Genomic DNA, 16,600 nt, shown 5'->3' with positions numbered 1-16,600 from the left:
CCGGATCAGTCGGCCTGCGTCTGCATCTGCTGGTTCAGCCTGTAGCCAGCTCCGCGGACGGTTTCGATCAGGCGCTTGCCATCGCTCAAGCCCAGCGCCTCGCGCAACCGCTTGACGTGGACGTCGACGGTGCGCTCCTCGATGAATACATGGTCACCCCAGACACGGTCGAGCAATTGCGCACGGCTGTGCACACGCTCCGGGTGGGTCATCAGGAAATGCAGCAGCCGGAATTCGGTCGGCCCGAGCTTGACCTCGACCCCGTCGCGTGTGACCCGCCGCGTCGACGGGTCGAGCGTCAGGCCGGCGACTTCGACCGGCGCGTCGAGCGCCTCGGGTGCGCGGCGTCGCAACACGGCCCGGATCCTGGCCAGCAATTCCTTAGGCGAAAACGGCTTCGTCAGGTAGTCGTCGGCGCCGGCGTCCAGCCCGGCAATCTTGTCGTTTTCCTCGCTGCGCGCAGTCAGCATGATCAGCGGCAGGTCGCGCGTGCGGACATTCTGCCGCCAGCTGCGCGCCAGCGCCAGACCACTCTGTGACGGCAGCATCCAGTCGAGGATCGCCAGTTCCGGCAGCATCTGGTCGACCTCGCGTTGCGCCTGCTCGGCGGTCGCTGCCAGCACGACATCGAAGCCCGCATGGCGCAAATTGATCGCAATCAGCTCGGCGATCGCCGCTTCGTCCTCGACGACAAGAATCCGGCTCATCGGTGGTGCCGCGGCAGCAACATCAGCGGACCAGGCTTTCGACTTCGCTGACCGAGTTGTGGCGGACGTCGGTCCCCTTGACGACGTAGATGATGACCTCGGCCAGGTTTTTCGCATGGTCACCGACACGCTCGATCGCCTTCGCGACGAAGATCAGGTCGATGCTCGACGAGATCGTCCGCGGGTCTTCCATCATGAAGGTGATCAGCTTGCGCACCAGGCCTTCGAATTCCTCGTCGATCTGGTCGTCCTGCTTCAATACCTCGATCGCGCGTTCGACATCGAGGCGTGCGAAGGCATCGAGCGCCTTGCGCAACTGGGCAACCGCGAGTTCGGACTCATAGGTCAGGTCGCTGACCGGCAGGCGCAGCCGGCTCGATACGCCGGTATCAAGCAGGCGCTGCACGGTGCGTGCAATCCGCGCCGCCTCGTCGCCGACCCGCTCCAGGTTGGCGATCGCCTTGCTGATCGCGATCAGCAGGCGCAGGTCACGCGCGGTCGGCTGACGCCGCGCGATGATTGCCGACAGATCGCGGTCGATCTCGACCTCCATCGTGTTGACGTCTTCCTCGCGGAGCAACACCTGCGAGGCAACCTCACCGCTGAAATTGGCCAGCGCATGAACCGCCTGCGCCAGTTGGGACTCGACCAGTCCGCCCATCTCGAGGACGCGCGTCGAGATGCCGCTGAGTTCGGCATCGAACTGGGTCGATAGATGCTTGTCGGTCATTGCTGCTCCGTGGTTCGACGTTCGATCAACCGAAACGTCCGGTGATGTAGTCCTCGGTATCCTTCTTCTTCGGCTTCAGGAACAAGTCCGAGGTCAGGCCGAATTCGATCAGGTCACCAAGGTACATGTAGGCGGTGTAGTCGGACGTGCGCGCCGCCTGCTGCATGTTGTGGGTCACCATCACGACGGTGTAGTCGGCCTTCAGTTCGTTGATCAGTTCCTCGATCTTGCCGGTCGAGATCGGGTCGAGCGCCGAGCAGGGCTCGTCGAGCAACAAAATCTCAGGCTTGATCGCGATGCCGCGCGCGATGCACAGACGTTGCTGCTGGCCGCCGGACAAACCCGATCCGCTCTGGTTCAGCTTGTCCTTGACCTCGTTCCACAACGCGGCCTTCTTCAACGCCCATTCGACGCGTTCGTCCATCTCGACTCGGGGAAGATTCTCGAACAACTTGACGCCGAAGGTGATGTTGTCGTAGATCGACATCGGGAACGGCGTGGGTTTCTGGAACACCATCCCGACCTTGGCGCGGATCAGCGTCACGTCGTGTTTCGACTCGAGGATATTCTCGCCGTCGAGCAAGATCTCGCCTTCGGCACGCTGCTCGGGATACAGCTCGAACATCCGGTTGAAGGTGCGCAGCAGCGTCGATTTGCCGCAGCCGGACGGGCCGATGAAGGCTGTCACCTTCTTTTCCGGAATTTCCAGGTTGATATTCTTCAACGCATGGAACTTGCCGTAATAGAAGTTCAGGTTGCGCACCGAGATCTTCGCCTTCTCGGTCACCGGGATATCGACTTTCTTGTCCATCAGCAGTCCACCTCGCGTGGCATCAGTGTTTGTTGCGCAGGAAGGTCCGCGCCAGGATGTTCAGCGCCAGCACGCCGAGCGTGATCAGCAGCACGCCGGCCCAGGCCAGCTGCTGCCAGTTCTCGTACGGGCTCATCGCAAACTTGAAGATCGTCACCGGCAGGCTGGCCATCGGTTCGCCGAGGTCGGTGGTCCAGAACTGGTTCGACAACGCGGTGAACAGCAGCGGCGCGGTTTCACCGGCGATCCGGGCGAACGCCAGCAGCACGCCGGTCAGCACGCCGGCGCGCGCCGATTTCAACGTGATGCCGAGGATCACCTTCCACTTCGGCGTGCCCAGCGCATAGGCCGCCTCGCGCAGCGCATTCGGGATCAGCGACAACATGTTCTCGGTGGTGCGAATCACGACCGGGATCACGATCAGCGCCAGCGCCAGCACGCCGGCAAAGCCCGAATAGGTCTTGAACTGCGCGACGACGACGGCATAGATGAACAGGCCGATGACGATCGACGGCGCCGACAGCAGGATGTCGTTGATGAAGCGGGTGACGGCGCCGAGCCGGGTGTTCTGGCCGTACTCGGCGAGATAGACGCCGGCCAGCACGCCGATCGGCGTGCCGATGAAGGTTGCCATCGAGACCATGATCAGCGAACCGACGATCGCGTTCGCGAGCCCGCCGACCTCGGCCATCGGCGGCGGCGTCATCTCGGTGAAGGTCATCATCGTCAGACCGGCGAGCCCGAGCCGAAACGTCTCGAGCAGGATCCAGCCGAGCCAGAACAGGCCGAATGCCATCGCGGCCAGCGACAGGCTCAGCGCGATCACGTTGATGATCTTGCGCTTGCGGTGCATCGCGCGCCGGCTGTCCGACATCGCGAAGAAGGTCGAGCGGGATGCCGGCTGGTTCATGTCCGTGCTCCTTCGTTCTTGCGCAGTTGCAGCAGCAGGATCTTCGACAGCGCGAGCACGACGAAGGTGATGAAGAACAGCACCAACCCGAGGTAGATCAGCGAGGCCTGGTGCAGGCCTTCGCTGGCCTCGGCGAACTCATTGGCCAGCGCCGATGTGATGCTGTTCGCCGCCTCGAACAGCGACAGGCTGTCGAGCTGGTTGAAGTTGCCGATCACGAAAGTGACCGCCATCGTCTCGCCGAGCGCGCGGCCGAGGCCGAGCATGATGCCGCCGATGACGCCGGTCTTGGTATACGGCAACACGACCTTGAAGACGACCTCCCAGGTCGTCGAACCCAGGCCGTAGGCCGACTCCTTCAGCAGCGGCGGGATCACCTCGAAGACGTCGCGCATCACCGCGGCGATGAACGGGATGATCATGATCGCGAGGATGATGCCGGCCGACAGCAGGCCGATGCCGACCGGCGGCCCGGAGACCAGCTCGCGCAGCACCGGCACATCGCCGAGCAGCTGCTGCAGCGGCTGCTGCACATACGTTGCCAGCACCGGGCTGAATACCAGCAAGCCCCACATGCCGTAGACGATCGACGGCACCGCCGCCAGCAGTTCGACCGCAATGCCGAGCGGACGGCGCAGCCAGCCAGGCGACAACTCGGTCAGGAACAGTGCGATGCCGAAGCTGACCGGCACCGCGATCACCAGCGCGATCAGCGAGGTCGCGACGGTGCCGTAGATCATCACCAGGCCGCCGTACTGGTCCTGGACCGGATCCCACTCGCTGCGCCACAGGAAGCTCAGCCCGTATTCGGCGATCGCCGGCCAGGCGCCGACGATCAGCGAGACGATGATCGCGCCGAGAAGCGCCAGTGTCAGGATCGCCGCGCCATGCGACAGCAGCGAGAAGACCAGGTCACCGAAGGGTTTGGAGGCGCGGGCCTTCGGCGGTCCGCCATGTGCTGGGGTACGCACGATCGCCTTGTCGTCAGAAGGTGCAGCGGGAAGTGTAGCGGCCACAAAAACTCCGTTTCGGCCATGAAAACCGGCCGCCCCGAAGGCGGCCGGCGGTTCGGCGCGGCGCGCTCGCGCCGCCCGAAGCTTCGATCATTTCTGCGCGACGACCTTGCCGCTGCCGTCCTTGATTTCCGACCACTGCTTGCGGACCATCGTCTTGACGGCATCGGGCAGCGGCACATATTCCAGCTCGGCCGCCATCGCGTCACCGTTGGCAAAGGCCCAGTCGAAGAATTTCAGCGAGTGCGTCGCCTGTTCGGGCTTGTCCTGGGCCTTGTGCATCATGATGAAGGTCGCACCGGTCAGCGGCCAGGAATCCTTGCCCGGCTGGTCGGTCAGGATCTGGTAGAACGATTTCGCCCAGTCGGCGCCGGCAGCGGCCGCCTTGAAGTTGGCATCGTCCGGAGTGACGAAGTTGCCGGCCTGGTTCTGCAGCAGCGTATACGTCATCTTGTTCTGCTTGACGTAGGCGTACTCGACATAGCCAATCGAATTCGGCAGCCGCGTGACGAATGCCGCGACACCTTCGTTGCCCTTGCCGCCGGTACCGGTCGGCCAGTTGACCGCCGTGCCCTCACCGACCGCGCTCTTCCAGTCGGAATTGACCTTCGACAGGTAGTTCGTGAAGATGAAGCTGGTGCCCGAGCCATCGGCGCGACGCACGACGGCGATCGCCGCATCAGGAAGCGGCACACCCGGGTTCAGCGCCTGCAGCGCCGGGTCATTCCATTTCTTGACCTTGCCGAGGTAGATGTCGCCGAGCAGTTTGCCGCTGAGCTTGATCTGTCCCGGCGCGATGCCCTTGATGTTGACGACCGGTACCACGCCGCCGATCACGGTCGGAAACTGCAGCAGGCCATCCTTGGCCAGTTCGTCGTCTTTCAGCGGCATGTCCGACGCGCCAAAATCGACGGTCTTGCTGCGGATCTGCTTCAGCCCGGCTCCCGAGCCGACCGACTGGTAGTTGATCTTCACGCCGGTGGCCTTGTTGTAGGCATCGGCCCATTTGGCATACAGCGGCGCCGGGAAGGTGGCGCCGGCGCCGGTGACGCTCTGGGCAAGGCTCAGGCCGGAGGTTCCGGCGAGCAGTACAGCGGTGGTGGCAACACGGACAATCGCGTTTTTCATGTCGGTCCTTTCGGGCAGAGCCCGCTGGTGGATTCACTCTGAATCGATGACCAGGACTATAAAAAACGCATGTGACAACACCATGACAGCCGGCGAAATACCGCCGGCCCGTCACATTCCACCACGCAGCATCAGGAAGACTGCAACGCGGCGGCAATCCGCTCGGCACATCGGCGGGCCTGGTCGGCGGCACGCGCCTCGACCATCACCCGCAGCAGCGGTTCGGTACCCGAAGGCCGGATCAGCACCCGGCCGCTGTCGGCGAGTTCGTCGCGCACCTCGGCCTGCACCTGGTCGAGCCGGACATCGCTGCGCCAGTCCTGCCCGGCGCTCAGTCGCACATTGATCAGCGTCTGCGGAAAAAGATCGACGCCGGCGAGCATCTGCGCCAGGCTGCCGCCATTGCGCACAACCGCCTGCAGCACCAGCAATGCACTGATCATGCCGTCGCCGGTGGTGTGCTTGTCGAGCGCGAGCAGGTGGCCGGAGCCTTCGCCGCCGAGCGTCCAGCCGCGCGCTTGCAATTCTTCCAGCACATAGCGATCACCGACCTTGGCGCGGACCAGTTCGACCCCGCGCTCGCGCAGCGCCACTTCGACCGCCATGTTGGTCATCAACGTGCCGACCGCGCCGGGCACCTCATGCCCCTGCGCCAGCCGGTCTGCAACCAGCACATACAGCAGCTCGTCGCCGTTGTACAGCCGCCCGCCGCCATCGACGATCAGCAGGCGGTCGGCATCGCCATCGAGCGCGATGCCGAAATCGGCCTTCTCGTCGATCACACGCTGGCGCAAGGCGTCGGGCTGGGTGGCGCCGACCGCCGCATTGATGTTGAAGCCGTCGGGCGCGCAACCGATGCAGATCACCTCGGCACCCAGCTCATGGAATACGCTTGGCGCGACATGGTAGGCCGCGCCATGGGCGGCGTCGATGACGATCCGCAGGCCCTTCAGCGACAGGTCGGCGGAAACCCGGCTCTTGCAGAATTCGACATACCGCCCCTGCGCATCGTCGAGGCGCCGCGCCTTGCCGAGCTGCAGCGAATCGACCCACTGCGGCGGCTCCGCAAGCACCTCCTCGACCTCGATTTCCCAGGCGTCCGGCAGCTTCTCGCCGTGCGCGGAAAAGAATTTGATGCCGTTGTCGGCAAACGCGTTGTGCGAGGCGCTGATCACGACACCGAGGTCGAGGCGCAGTGCACGCGTCAGATAGGCGACACCGGGCGTCGGCAGCGGCCCGGTCAGCAGCACATCGACACCGGCGGATGCAAACCCGGCCTGCAGCGCCGACTCGATCATGTAGCCGGAAATGCGCGTGTCCTTGCCGATCAGCACGGTCGGCCGCGCCGTCGAGCGTTTCAGCACCCGACCTACCGCATGGCCGAGGCCGAGCATGAAATCCGGCGTAATCGGCCGATCGCCGACCGTGCCACGGATGCCATCGGTACCGAAAAATTGTCTGCTCATGTCTGTCTCGTTGGTTGTTGTTCGTTGGGAGTGGCGCCTGGCCGTTGCCACGCCGGCAGCCCGGCGGCCTGCCAGACCTTCAGCGCGTCGACCGTCTCGGCCACGTCATGGACGCGGACGATCCGCGCGCCGTGCAGGAGCGCCGCCAGTGCTGCCGCGACGCTGGCGCTGCCGCGCTGATCGACCGGCCGGCCGGTGACGACACCGAGCGAGGACTTGCGCGACCAGCCGACCAGCAGCGGGTACCCGAGCTCGCCCAAGGCCGCGGTCTGCTGCAGCAGTTCGAAATTCTGCCGCACCGTCTTGCCAAAACCTATCCCCGGATCGAGCGTGATCCGGCGTCGATCGATACCCTGTGCGACCAGCACCGCGGCGCGTTCGGCAAGAAATTTGCCGACCTCGGCGACGATGTCGCAATCGGCCGGAGGATCGGCCTGCATCGAGCGCGGCTGGCCACGCATGTGCATCAGGCAGACACCCGCGGCGCTCGCCGCGAGAGCCTCGACCGCGCCGTCGGCGCGCAGTGCCTGGACGTCGTTGATGATGTCGACGCCGAGATCGAGTGCGCGCCGCATCACCTCGGTTTTCATCGTGTCGACCGACACCGGGCAGCCCAGCTGCAGCGCCGCTTCCAGCACCGGCGCCAGGCGCCACCATTCCTCGTCGGCCGGAACGGGCTCGGCGCCCGGGCGGGTCGATTCACCGCCGATGTCGAGGATGTCGGCACCGTCGGCCAGCAGCCGTTCGCAGCGCCGTGCCGCATCGAGCGGCGTCACCAGACCACCACCGTCTGAAAACGAATCGGGGGTCAGGTTGACGATGCCCATCACGCAGGGGCGACCGAGGTCGATCGCAAAACGGGTCGTCTGCCAGATCATCGCTTGCTGTCGGCGCGCCACCGGAAGTGGCTCAGCGCCCCTTGGATACGGAAAACGGGGCCGAAGCCCCGTCTGTTGATCGCTGTCTGCCGATCAGGCCGCTGCCGGCGCGCTGTCGGTACCGACCGTTGCGGTCGGACCGCTCGGCGGCCGATCGTTGTTCGGCGTCAGATCCTTCGGCGGCCGCGGCGGCTTGCCGTTCATGATGTCGTCGATCTGATCGGCGTCGATGGTTTCCCATTCGAGCAGGGCCTGCGCCATCGCGTGGATCTTGTCCTTGTTGTCCTCGATCAGCTTGCGGGCGATGCTGTATTGCTCGTCGATGATGCGGCGGATCTGGATGTCGACCTTGCGCATCGTCTCTTCGGACATCGTCGTCGTCTTCGTCACCGAACGGCCGAGGAAAACCTCGCCTTCGTTTTCCGCATAAACCATCGGGCCGAGCTCGTCGGTCATGCCGTAACGCGTGACCATGTCGCGGGCGATCGCAGTGGCCCGCTCGAAGTCGTTGCTGGCGCCGGTGGTCATCTGGTTCATGAACACCTCTTCGGCGATCCGGCCACCGAACAGCACGCTGATCGTGCTGAGCATGCGCTCCTTGTCCATGCTGTAGCGGTCACCCTCGGGCAACTGCATCGTCACGCCAAGTGCACGGCCACGCGGAATCACCGTCACCTTGTGGACCGGATCGGTTTTCGGCATCAAACGGGCGACCAGTGCGTGACCGGACTCGTGGTAGGCGGTATTGCGCCGCTCTTCCTCGGGCATGATCATCGACTTGCGCTCGGGGCCCATCATGATCTTGTCCTTGGCGCGCTCGAAATCGATCATCTCGACGACACGGCCATTGCGACGCGCGGCGAACAAGGCCGCCTCGTTGATCAGGTTGGCGAGATCGGCGCCCGAGAAGCCCGGCGTACCACGCGCCAGGATGTCGGCGCGGATGTCCTGGCCGACCGGCACCTTGCGCATGTGGACCAGCAGGATCTGCTCGCGGCCGCGCACGTCGGGCAGCGTCACATAGACCTGGCGGTCGAAGCGGCCCGGGCGCAGCAGTGCCGGATCGAGGATGTCGGGCCGGTTGGTCGCCGCCATCACGATCACGCCGAGATTGGTCTCGAAGCCGTCCATCTCGACCAGCATCTGGTTCAGCGTCTGCTCGCGCTCGTCATTGCCGCCGCCGAGGCCGGCACCACGATGGCGGCCGACCGCGTCGATCTCGTCGACGAAGATGATGCAAGGCGCACTTTTCTTCGCCTGCTCGAACATGTCGCGAACACGAGCCGCGCCGACGCCGACGAACATCTCGACGAAATCGGAACCCGAGATGCTGAAGAACGGCACCTTGGCCTCGCCAGCGATCGCCTTTGCGAGCAAGGTCTTGCCGGTTCCCGGCGGGCCGACCAGCAACACGCCGCGTGGAATGCGGCCGCCGAGTTTCTGGAAGCGCTGCGGATCCTTCAGGAAGTCGACCAGTTCCTTGACCTCTTCCTTGGCTTCGTCGCAACCGGCGACATCGGCGAAGGTGGTCGAATTGTTGGCCTCGTCGAGCATGCGCGCCTTGCTCTTGCCGAAGCTGAAGGCGCCGCCCTTGCCCCCGCCCTGCATCTGGCGCATGAAATAGATCCAGACGCCGATCAGCAACAGCATCGGTCCCCATGAGACCAGGATGCTCATCAGGATCGACGGCTCCTCGCGCGGCTTGACGTCGAACTTGACGTCGTTGTTGATCAGGTCGCCAACAAGGCCCCGGTCAAGGTAGGTGGCAGTGCTGCGCAGGCGCTTGTCGTCATTGGTGATCGCGACGATCTCGGTGCCCGAAGCACCTTCCTGCAGCGTCACCGACTTGATCCGCTTGTTCCGGACTTCCTCGAGGAAATCGGAATAGCCGATCAGATTACCCTGGGTTGCACCTCGATCGAACTGCTTGAACACGGTGAACAGCACCAGGGCGATCACCAGCCAGACAGCCACTTTCGAGAACCATTGATTGTTCACCGCGGCTCCTTGTCCCGGTCAAAACGTCGTCGCGCAGTGGTCACCCACCACGCCCAATTTGAGCTTTATCTCAACTGGGGCCAATTTTATGACACTCAACCCCGGCGACCTCGGCGAATACACCCCGATACCGGCGGGTCATGGCCGGATCAGCTTACGCCGATGGGGTTTCTTCGGGCCTTGGACCTTTTGGAACCATACCGACCAGAAAGGTTTCGGCCGATTTGTCACGAGAGGCTTTCGGCTTGATCGCCTTGACGATCTTGAAATGTTCCCGGAACGAGCGGGCGAGCTGGTCATAGGCGCCGCCGTGGAAGACCTTGCAGACCAGCGCGCCGGACGGCGCGAGGTGGGCGGAGGCAAAGTCCAGCGCCAACTCGACCAGCAGTTCGATCCGCGCCGCATCGGCGGAAGCGATGCCCGACAGATTCGGCGCCATGTCCGACAACACGACGTCGACGCGGCGGCCGCCGAGCGAGGCCTCGAGCGCCGCGAGCACCTCGGCCTCGCGGAAATCGCCCTGGATGAACTGGACGCCCTCGATCGGCTCAAATTCGAGCAGATCGAGCGCGATGATCGTGCCGTTCAGCTGGCCGGCCGACGCGCCGCCGGTGCCGGCCTCGCGCGGCGCAAACTTGCGCCGCACATACTGGCTCCAGGCGCCCGGCGTCGCGCCGAGGTCGACGACGAGCTGGCCCGGCCTGATCAGTGACAACTCCTCATCGATCTGCTTCAGCTTGTAGGCGGCGCGGGCCCGGTAGCCCTCGCGCTGCGCCAGCCTGACATACGGGTCGTTGACGTGGTCGTTGAGCCAGCTCTTGTTGACCTTCTTGCTTTTGGTGCGCGTTTTCATGCTCGACGGATAATACGGGGATGCCCGCCATTCAGATGACCCCTGCCGAGCGCAAGGACAAACGCGCCGACGCCCACCACCTCGATCCGGTCGTCTCGATCGGCTCCGAGGGACTGAGCGACGGCGTGATCAAGGAGATCGACGCTGCGCTGAATGCGCACGGCCTGATCAAGGTTCGGGTATTTTCCGACGACCGCAGCCAGCGCGAGGCGATGTTCGGACGGCTCGCCGACCAACTCGGCGCCGCGCCGATCCAGCACATCGGCAAGCTGCTGGTGTTGTGGCGGCCGATTCCGGAGAAGGAAAAAGCCGAGCCCGCCGAGGGCCGCAGGCCGGGGCCTAAGGTCGTGAAGATCCTCAAATTCTCGAAAAGCGGCAACCATCGCCCGCAGGTCAAGAAGATCAAGGTGCTCGGCAACCAGCGGCTGGCGGCCGGTGGCGAAATCAAGCGCGCCCGCAAGCGCGCCAGCAGCATCAAGAAGACAGCGGCGGAATAACGCTTGTCGCCGCCGCGCGCGGCGTGCCGACGAGGCGCCACGCGAGAACCAGCACCAGCAGCGTCTTGACGCCGTAGAACGCGGCGGCGATGCCGTGCAGCGCGGCAAAAGACAAGCTGCCCTCGCCGGCCCGGGCGGCGGCGAGCATCGGCTGCAGCGCAAAATGCCCCGCAACCGTGCAGAACACCGCACCGAGCAACAGCATCAGGTCGGTGCTGAATACCGGTGCACCGGTCGGCCTCGCCTGCCGGCGCAGCAGCAGGAGCAGCACCACCGCAATCAGCAGCCCGACCCGGGCCTCGAGCGCAAAGGTCTGGCCGGCGATCCGGCCGGCGACGTCGCGCGCGGCATTGGCAAAAGCGAGCGGCGCGGCGATCGCAGCGAGCGCCAGCAAGGCCCCTGCCCAGACCCCGGCCAGCAGCGCGGCGGCACGCGCTGCCACAGGCGGCCGATCAGACGTACTGGACGTCGACAATCTCGTAACTCTTGGTGCCTCCCGGCGCCCGCACCTCGGCGACATCGCCGACTTCCTTGCCGATCAGCGCCCGCGCGATCGGCGAGCTGATCGAGACCAGCCCGAGTTTCAGGTCGGCCTCGTCGTCGCCGACGATCTGGTAGCTGACCTTGGCGCCGGTTTCTTCCTCCTCGAGCGAGACGGTCGAACCGAAGACCACCCGGCCCTCGGCATTCAAGGTTTTCGGGTCGATGATCTGCGCCGCCGCGAGCTTGCCTTCGATCTCGAGAATCCGCCCTTCGATGAAGCCCTGCTTGTCCTTCGCAGCTTCATATTCGGCGTTTTCGGAAAGATCTCCCTGGGCGCGCGCTTCGGCGATGGCCTGGATCACCGAATGGCGCTCGACCGTCTTCAGACGGTGCAGTTCTTCCTTCAGCTTTTCCGCGCCACGCACGGTGAGGGGGATGGTATTCATGCTGCTCAAATCCTGACGCAAAAATGACACCGCCGCCAGATCAACTGGCGGCGGCTGTGTTGCACGGAGTTTAGTGCAACTCGGTGTGCAGCGACTGCAGCGACACCACAACCAGGTCGGCTTCGTGTTTCAGGCCTTCGACGGCGGCCTCGCAACCGGCCATGCTGGTGTAGTAGGTGATGCGGTGCGCCAGTGCAGCCTGCCGGATGTGACGCGAATCCGCGATTGCGGTGCGGGTTTCGTCGACGGTCGTGAAGACCATCTGGATCTCGCCGGCCTTGACCATGTCCACGATGTGCGGACGGCCGTCCTTGACCTTGTTGACCTGGCGGACCTCGATGCCGGCCTCGGCAATTGCCGCCGCCGTGCCCTTCGTCGCAACCAGCGAGAAGCCGAGTGCGACCAGATCGCGCGCAACGACAACCGCACGCGCCTTGTCGGCATCCTTCACGGTGATGCAGACGGTTCCGCTGGCCGGCAGCCGCGAACCGGCGCCAAGCTGGCTTTTCAGCATCGCCTCGCCGAAGCCGCGGCCGGCTCCCATCACCTCGCCGGTCGATCGCATCTCAGGGCCGAGGATCGGATCGACGCCCGGGAACTTGTTGAACGGGAAGACCGCTTCCTTGACGCTGAAATAAGGCGGTACGACCTCGCGCGGCGGCCGGCCGCCGAGACCGCGCTGGCTGGCCAGCGGCTGCCCGACCATGCAGCGCGCGGCGATCTTCGCCAGCGCCTGGCCGGTCGCCTTCGAGACGAAAGGCACGGTGCGCGACGCGCGCGGATTGACCTCCAGCACGTAGACCACCGCGTCGGCGCCCTCGCCCTGGATTGCGAACTGCACGTTCATCAGGCCCTTGACCTTCAGCGCGCGCGCCATCAGCACCGTCTGCCGGCGCAATTCGTCCTGCAGTTCGGCCGGCAGCGTATACGGCGGCAGCGAACAGGCCGAATCGCCGGAATGGATGCCGGCCTGCTCGACGTGCTCCATGATGCCGCCGATCATCACCGACGACTCGTCGTCGCCGCCGTCGGCGATGCAGTCGACATCGACCTCGACCGCATCGTCGAGAAAGCGATCCAGCAGCACCGGCGACTTTTCGCTGACCTTGACCGCCTCGCGCATGTAGCGCTCGAGGTCCTTGTCGCCGTGGACGATTTCCATCGCCCGGCCACCGAGCACGTAGCTCGGCCGCACGACCAACGGGTAGCCGATTTCCTGGGCCAGTTGCAGCGCCTGCTCCTCGGTGCGCGCGGTACGGTTCGGCGGCTGCTTCAGGCCGAGCTCATGCAGCAACGCCTGGAAGCGCTCGCGGTCCTCGGCGATGTCGATGCTGTCGGGCGAGGTGCCGATGATCGGCACGCCGGCGCGCTCGAGGTCAAGCGCAAGTTTCAGCGGCGTCTGGCCGCCGTATTGCACGATCACGCCGACCGGCTTTTCCTTGTCGACGATCTCGAGCACGTCTTCCAGCGTCACCGGCTCGAAATACAGCCGATCCGAGGTGTCGTAGTCGGTCGACACGGTTTCCGGATTGCAGTTGACCATGATGGTCTCGTAGCCGTCCTCGCGCATCGCCAGTGCGGCATGCACGCAGCAGTAGTCGAACTCGATGCCCTGGCCGATCCGGTTCGGCCCGCCGCCGAGCACCATGATCTTCTTGCGGTCGGTCGGCTCGGCTTCGCATTCGCCATCGGCGCTTTCGTAGCTCGAATACAAATAGGCGGTCTGGGTCGCGAATTCGGCCGCGCAGGTATCGACCCGCTTGTAGACCGGTCGCAGGCCGAGCGCATGGCGGCGCTCGCGCACCGTGTACTGGCTGGTCGCCAGCAGCTTGCCCAGGCGCTTGTCGGAAAAACCTTTCTGCTTCAGAAAACGCAGTTCGTCGACCGACAGATCGTCGAGGCGGCGCGTCGCGACTTCCTTCTCGATCTGCACCAACTGCTCGATCTGCGCCAGGAACCACGGATCGATCGCGGTTTCCTCGAAGATTTCGTCCAGGCTCATGCCGATGCGGAAGGCGTCGGCGACATACAGGATGCGTTCCGGCCCGGCGTCGCTGATCTCGGCAATGATCTCGTCGCGGTCGTCGCTGCGCTCGGACAGCCCGTCGATGCCGGTCTCAAGCCCGCGCAGCGCCTTCTGGAAACTTTCCTGGAACGAGCGGCCCATCGCCATCACTTCGCCGACCGACTTCATCTGCGTCGTCAGCCGCGAATCGGCAGCCGGGAATTTCTCGAATGCGAAACGCGGGATCTTCGTCACCACGTAGTCGATGCTCGGCTCGAAGCTGGCCGGCGTCGCGCCGCCGGTGATGTCGTTGCGCAGTTCGTCGAGCGTGAAGCCGACCGCGAGCTTGGCGGCGACCTTGGCGATCGGGAAGCCGGTCGCCTTCGACGCCAGTGCCGACGAGCGGCTGACGCGCGGGTTCATCTCGATCACGACCATCCGGCCGTCGCGCGGATTGATCGCGAACTGCACGTTCGAGCCGCCGGTATCGACGCCGATCTCGCGCAGGATCGCGATGCTGGCATTGCGCAGCAGCTGGTATTCCTTGTCGGTCAGGGTCTGCGCCGGCGCGACGGTGATCGAGTCGCCGGTGTGGATGCCCATCGGATCGAGGTTTTCGATCGAGCAGACGATGATGCAGTTGTCCGCGCGGTCGCGGACCACCTCCATCTCGTATTCCTTCCAGCCGATCAGCGATTCCTCGATCAGCAGTTCCTTGGTCGGCGACAGGTCGAGACCGCGCTTGCAGATTTCCTCGAACTCTTCCGGGTTGTAGGCGATGCCGCCGCCGGTGCCGCCGAGCGTGAAGCTCGGCCGGATCACCATCGGAAAGCCCGATCCGCCGGTATCGACCTGGATCTGCTTCTGCACCGCCCACGCCTCCTCGAGCGAATGGGCGATACCGCTGCGCGCCGAGCCGAGTCCGATGCCGGTCATCGCATCCTTGAACTTCAGCCGGTCCTCGGCCTTCTCGATCGCGTGTTCGTTGGCACCGATCATCTCGACGCCAAATTTCTCGAGCACGCCATTGCGGTGCAGGTCGAGCGCGCAGTTCAGCGCCGTCTGGCCGCCCATCGTCGGCAGCACCGCCATCTTCTCGTCGGGGTGCAGTTCGCGTTCCTTCGCGATGATCTTTTCGACCACCTGCCAGATCACCGGCTCGATGTAGGTCGCGTCGGCCATGTCCGGGTCGGTCATGATCGTCGCCGGGTTGCTGTTGACCAGCACGACCCGGTAACCTTCTTCGCGCAAGGCCTTGCAGGCCTGGGCGCCGGAATAGTCGAATTCGCAGGCCTGGCCGATCACGATCGGCCCTGCGCCGATGATCAGGATGCTTTGCAGGTCGGTGCGCTTAGGCATGCTTCACCTCCGCATTGCGGTCTGCCATCAGCGTGATAAAGCGATCGAACAGGTAGCCGATATCGTGTGGCCCCGGTGACGCTTCGGGGTGACCCTGGAAGCAGAACGCCGGCCGGTCGGTGCGGGCCAGACCTTGCAGGCTGCCGTCGAACAGGCTGACATGGGTCGCCCGCAGGTTGGGCGGGAGGGCCTTGTCGTCGACGGCAAAGCCGTGGTTCTGGCTGGTGATGCTGACGCGCCCGCTGTCGAGGTCCTTCACCGGGTGGTTGGCGCCGTGGTGGCCGAATTTCATCTTGTAGGTGCGGGCGCCGGAAGCCAGCGCCAGAATTTGGTGTCCGAGACAGATGCCGAAGGTCGGCAGCCCCTTGTCGATCAGGCTGCGCGCAGCGTCGATCGCATAGTCGCAGGGCTCGGGGTCGCCGGGCCCGTTGCTGAGAAAGATGCCGTCCGGTTGCAGCGCGAGTGCATCGGCGGCACTGGTCTGTGCCGGCACCACGGTGATCCGGCAGCCGCGAGTGGCCAGCATGCGCAGGATGTTGTGCTTGACGCCGAAATCGTAGGCAACGACGTGAAAGCGGGTCGCGTCGGCGGTGCCGTAGCCTTGTCCGAGTTGCCACTCGGTCTGCTGCCATTCGTAGCGCTTCGGCTCGCTGACGACCTTGGCCAGGTCGAGGCCGGCCATCGACGGCGCCGACTGCGCCTGCGCAACCGCAGCGGCGCGGTGCTCGGCGTTGATCTCGGTACCGACCGGGAACGCGGTGATGCAGCCGTTCTGTGCGCCGGTCGTCCGCAGGATCCGGGTCAGGCGCCGGGTATCGATGCCGGCGATGGCCACCGTGCCGTTGCGGGCCAGGTAGTCAGCCAGCGTTTCGCTCTGGCGGAAGTTCGACGAGCGAACCGGCAGATCCTTGATGATCAGTCCGGCGGCGTGGACCTTGCCGGCCTCTGCGTCTTCTTCATTGACACCGGTATTGCCGATGTGGGGATAGGTCAGCGTGACGATCTGGCGGCAGTAACTCGGATCGGTGAGGATCTCCTGGTAGCCGGTCATCGAGGTGTTGAACACCACCTCGCCGACAGTCTGGCCGGGAGCACCGAAGGAATAGCCTTGAAAGACCGTGCCGTCTGCAAGTGCGAGTAGAGCCGGGGATAAAACGGGCAGCACGGGAAATCTCCGTTGACGCGTGCCCATCTCGGCCATCAGGAAGGCGCTTGCAATTGCTCACAAGCGCCTTGCGGTCTGGTGTCCGGTGGAGGAAACAACAGGAGGTTTCGAGAGGGCAGGCTGATTGAGGGTAAACCTGTCAATTGTAGCC

At 64.6% G+C, this 16,600-nt stretch carries 15 protein-coding genes; 1 reads left to right on the top strand and 14 read right to left on the bottom strand.

Translation table 11 applies throughout. From position 1 onward, the window contains the following. Positions 1–5: 5 nt before the first annotated feature. From phoB to ACNH6H_RS21715, 10 genes are all read right to left on the bottom strand, one after another. Positions 6–707 (bottom strand): phosphate regulon transcriptional regulator PhoB, encoded by a 702-nt coding sequence (phoB, locus tag ACNH6H_RS21760; protein WP_418320375.1) that lies wholly within the window; start codon positions 705–707, stop codon positions 6–8. A 22-nt stretch (positions 708–729) separates the two neighbouring features. After that, positions 730–1,437, bottom strand: a complete 708-nt coding sequence (gene phoU, locus ACNH6H_RS21755) for a phosphate signaling complex protein PhoU (RefSeq protein WP_418320374.1) — start codon at positions 1,435–1,437, stop codon at positions 730–732. Between the two features lie 25 nt (positions 1,438–1,462). After that, positions 1,463–2,248: a phosphate ABC transporter ATP-binding protein PstB gene (pstB, locus tag ACNH6H_RS21750; protein ID WP_418320373.1), complete on the bottom strand. Its 786-nt coding sequence runs from the start codon at positions 2,246–2,248 to the stop codon at positions 1,463–1,465. 22 nt (positions 2,249–2,270) lie between these two features. Next, the gene (gene pstA, locus ACNH6H_RS21745) at positions 2,271–3,122 is read right to left on the bottom strand and encodes a phosphate ABC transporter permease PstA (protein ID WP_418321447.1); all 852 of its coding nucleotides are present in this window, start codon (positions 3,120–3,122) and stop codon (positions 2,271–2,273) included. Positions 3,123–3,154: 32 nt separating this feature from the next. Continuing rightward, a complete protein-coding gene (gene pstC / locus ACNH6H_RS21740; RefSeq protein WP_418320372.1) occupies positions 3,155–4,129 on the bottom strand; it encodes a phosphate ABC transporter permease PstC in 975 nt (324 codons plus the stop codon). Between the two features lie 132 nt (positions 4,130–4,261). Beyond that, positions 4,262–5,299, bottom strand: coding sequence for a phosphate ABC transporter substrate-binding protein PstS (gene pstS / locus ACNH6H_RS21735; RefSeq protein WP_418320371.1), 1,038 nt, complete (start codon positions 5,297–5,299; stop codon positions 4,262–4,264). A 131-nt stretch (positions 5,300–5,430) separates the two neighbouring features. Then, positions 5,431–6,765: a phosphoglucosamine mutase gene (gene glmM / locus ACNH6H_RS21730; protein WP_418320370.1), complete on the bottom strand. Its 1,335-nt coding sequence runs from the start codon at positions 6,763–6,765 to the stop codon at positions 5,431–5,433. Then, the gene (gene folP / locus ACNH6H_RS21725) at positions 6,762–7,643 is read right to left on the bottom strand and encodes a dihydropteroate synthase (RefSeq protein WP_418320369.1); all 882 of its coding nucleotides are present in this window, start codon (positions 7,641–7,643) and stop codon (positions 6,762–6,764) included. Before folP ends, glmM begins: the two co-directional genes overlap by 4 nt. Before the next feature lie 93 nt (positions 7,644–7,736). Then, positions 7,737–9,641 (bottom strand): ATP-dependent zinc metalloprotease FtsH, encoded by a 1,905-nt coding sequence (ftsH, locus tag ACNH6H_RS21720; protein ID WP_418320368.1) that lies wholly within the window; start codon positions 9,639–9,641, stop codon positions 7,737–7,739. Positions 9,642–9,795: 154 nt separating this feature from the next. After that, entirely contained in the window at positions 9,796–10,494 is a 699-nt protein-coding gene (locus ACNH6H_RS21715) for an RlmE family RNA methyltransferase (protein WP_418320367.1), read from the bottom strand. A 20-nt stretch (positions 10,495–10,514) separates the two neighbouring features. Between ACNH6H_RS21715 and ACNH6H_RS21710 the strand changes: the two genes are divergently transcribed. Continuing rightward, complete coding sequence (locus tag ACNH6H_RS21710; protein ID WP_418320366.1) at positions 10,515–10,991, top strand: YhbY family RNA-binding protein; 477 nt, start codon at positions 10,515–10,517, stop codon at positions 10,989–10,991. Here the strand turns inward: ACNH6H_RS21710 and ACNH6H_RS21705 are convergent. The 4 genes from ACNH6H_RS21705 to carA form a co-directional block, all read right to left on the bottom strand. Continuing rightward, positions 10,969–11,433: a DUF4149 domain-containing protein gene (locus tag ACNH6H_RS21705; protein ID WP_418320365.1), complete on the bottom strand. Its 465-nt coding sequence runs from the start codon at positions 11,431–11,433 to the stop codon at positions 10,969–10,971. The genes ACNH6H_RS21710 and ACNH6H_RS21705 overlap by 23 nt on opposite strands. Positions 11,434–11,443: 10 nt before the next feature. Continuing rightward, entirely contained in the window at positions 11,444–11,920 is a 477-nt protein-coding gene (gene greA, locus ACNH6H_RS21700; RefSeq protein WP_418320364.1) for a transcription elongation factor GreA, read from the bottom strand. Positions 11,921–11,990: 70 nt separating this feature from the next. Continuing rightward, on the bottom strand, positions 11,991–15,284 hold the full coding sequence (gene carB, locus ACNH6H_RS21695) for a carbamoyl-phosphate synthase large subunit (protein ID WP_418320363.1): 3,294 nt from the start codon (positions 15,282–15,284) through the stop codon (positions 11,991–11,993). Further along, the gene (gene carA / locus ACNH6H_RS21690) at positions 15,277–16,449 is read right to left on the bottom strand and encodes a glutamine-hydrolyzing carbamoyl-phosphate synthase small subunit (protein WP_418320362.1); all 1,173 of its coding nucleotides are present in this window, start codon (positions 16,447–16,449) and stop codon (positions 15,277–15,279) included. The genes carB and carA overlap by 8 nt, the downstream gene beginning before the upstream one ends. Between the last annotated feature and the right edge of the window lie 151 nt (positions 16,450–16,600).

The organism is Pseudideonella sakaiensis (genome assembly GCF_048320135.1).
In the GTDB taxonomy this organism is placed as follows: Bacteria; Pseudomonadota; Gammaproteobacteria; order Burkholderiales; family Burkholderiaceae_C; genus Ideonella_A; species Ideonella_A sakaiensis_A.
Note: the sequence above shows the minus strand (reverse complement) of the source record. Positions and strands in the feature narration are given on the sequence as shown.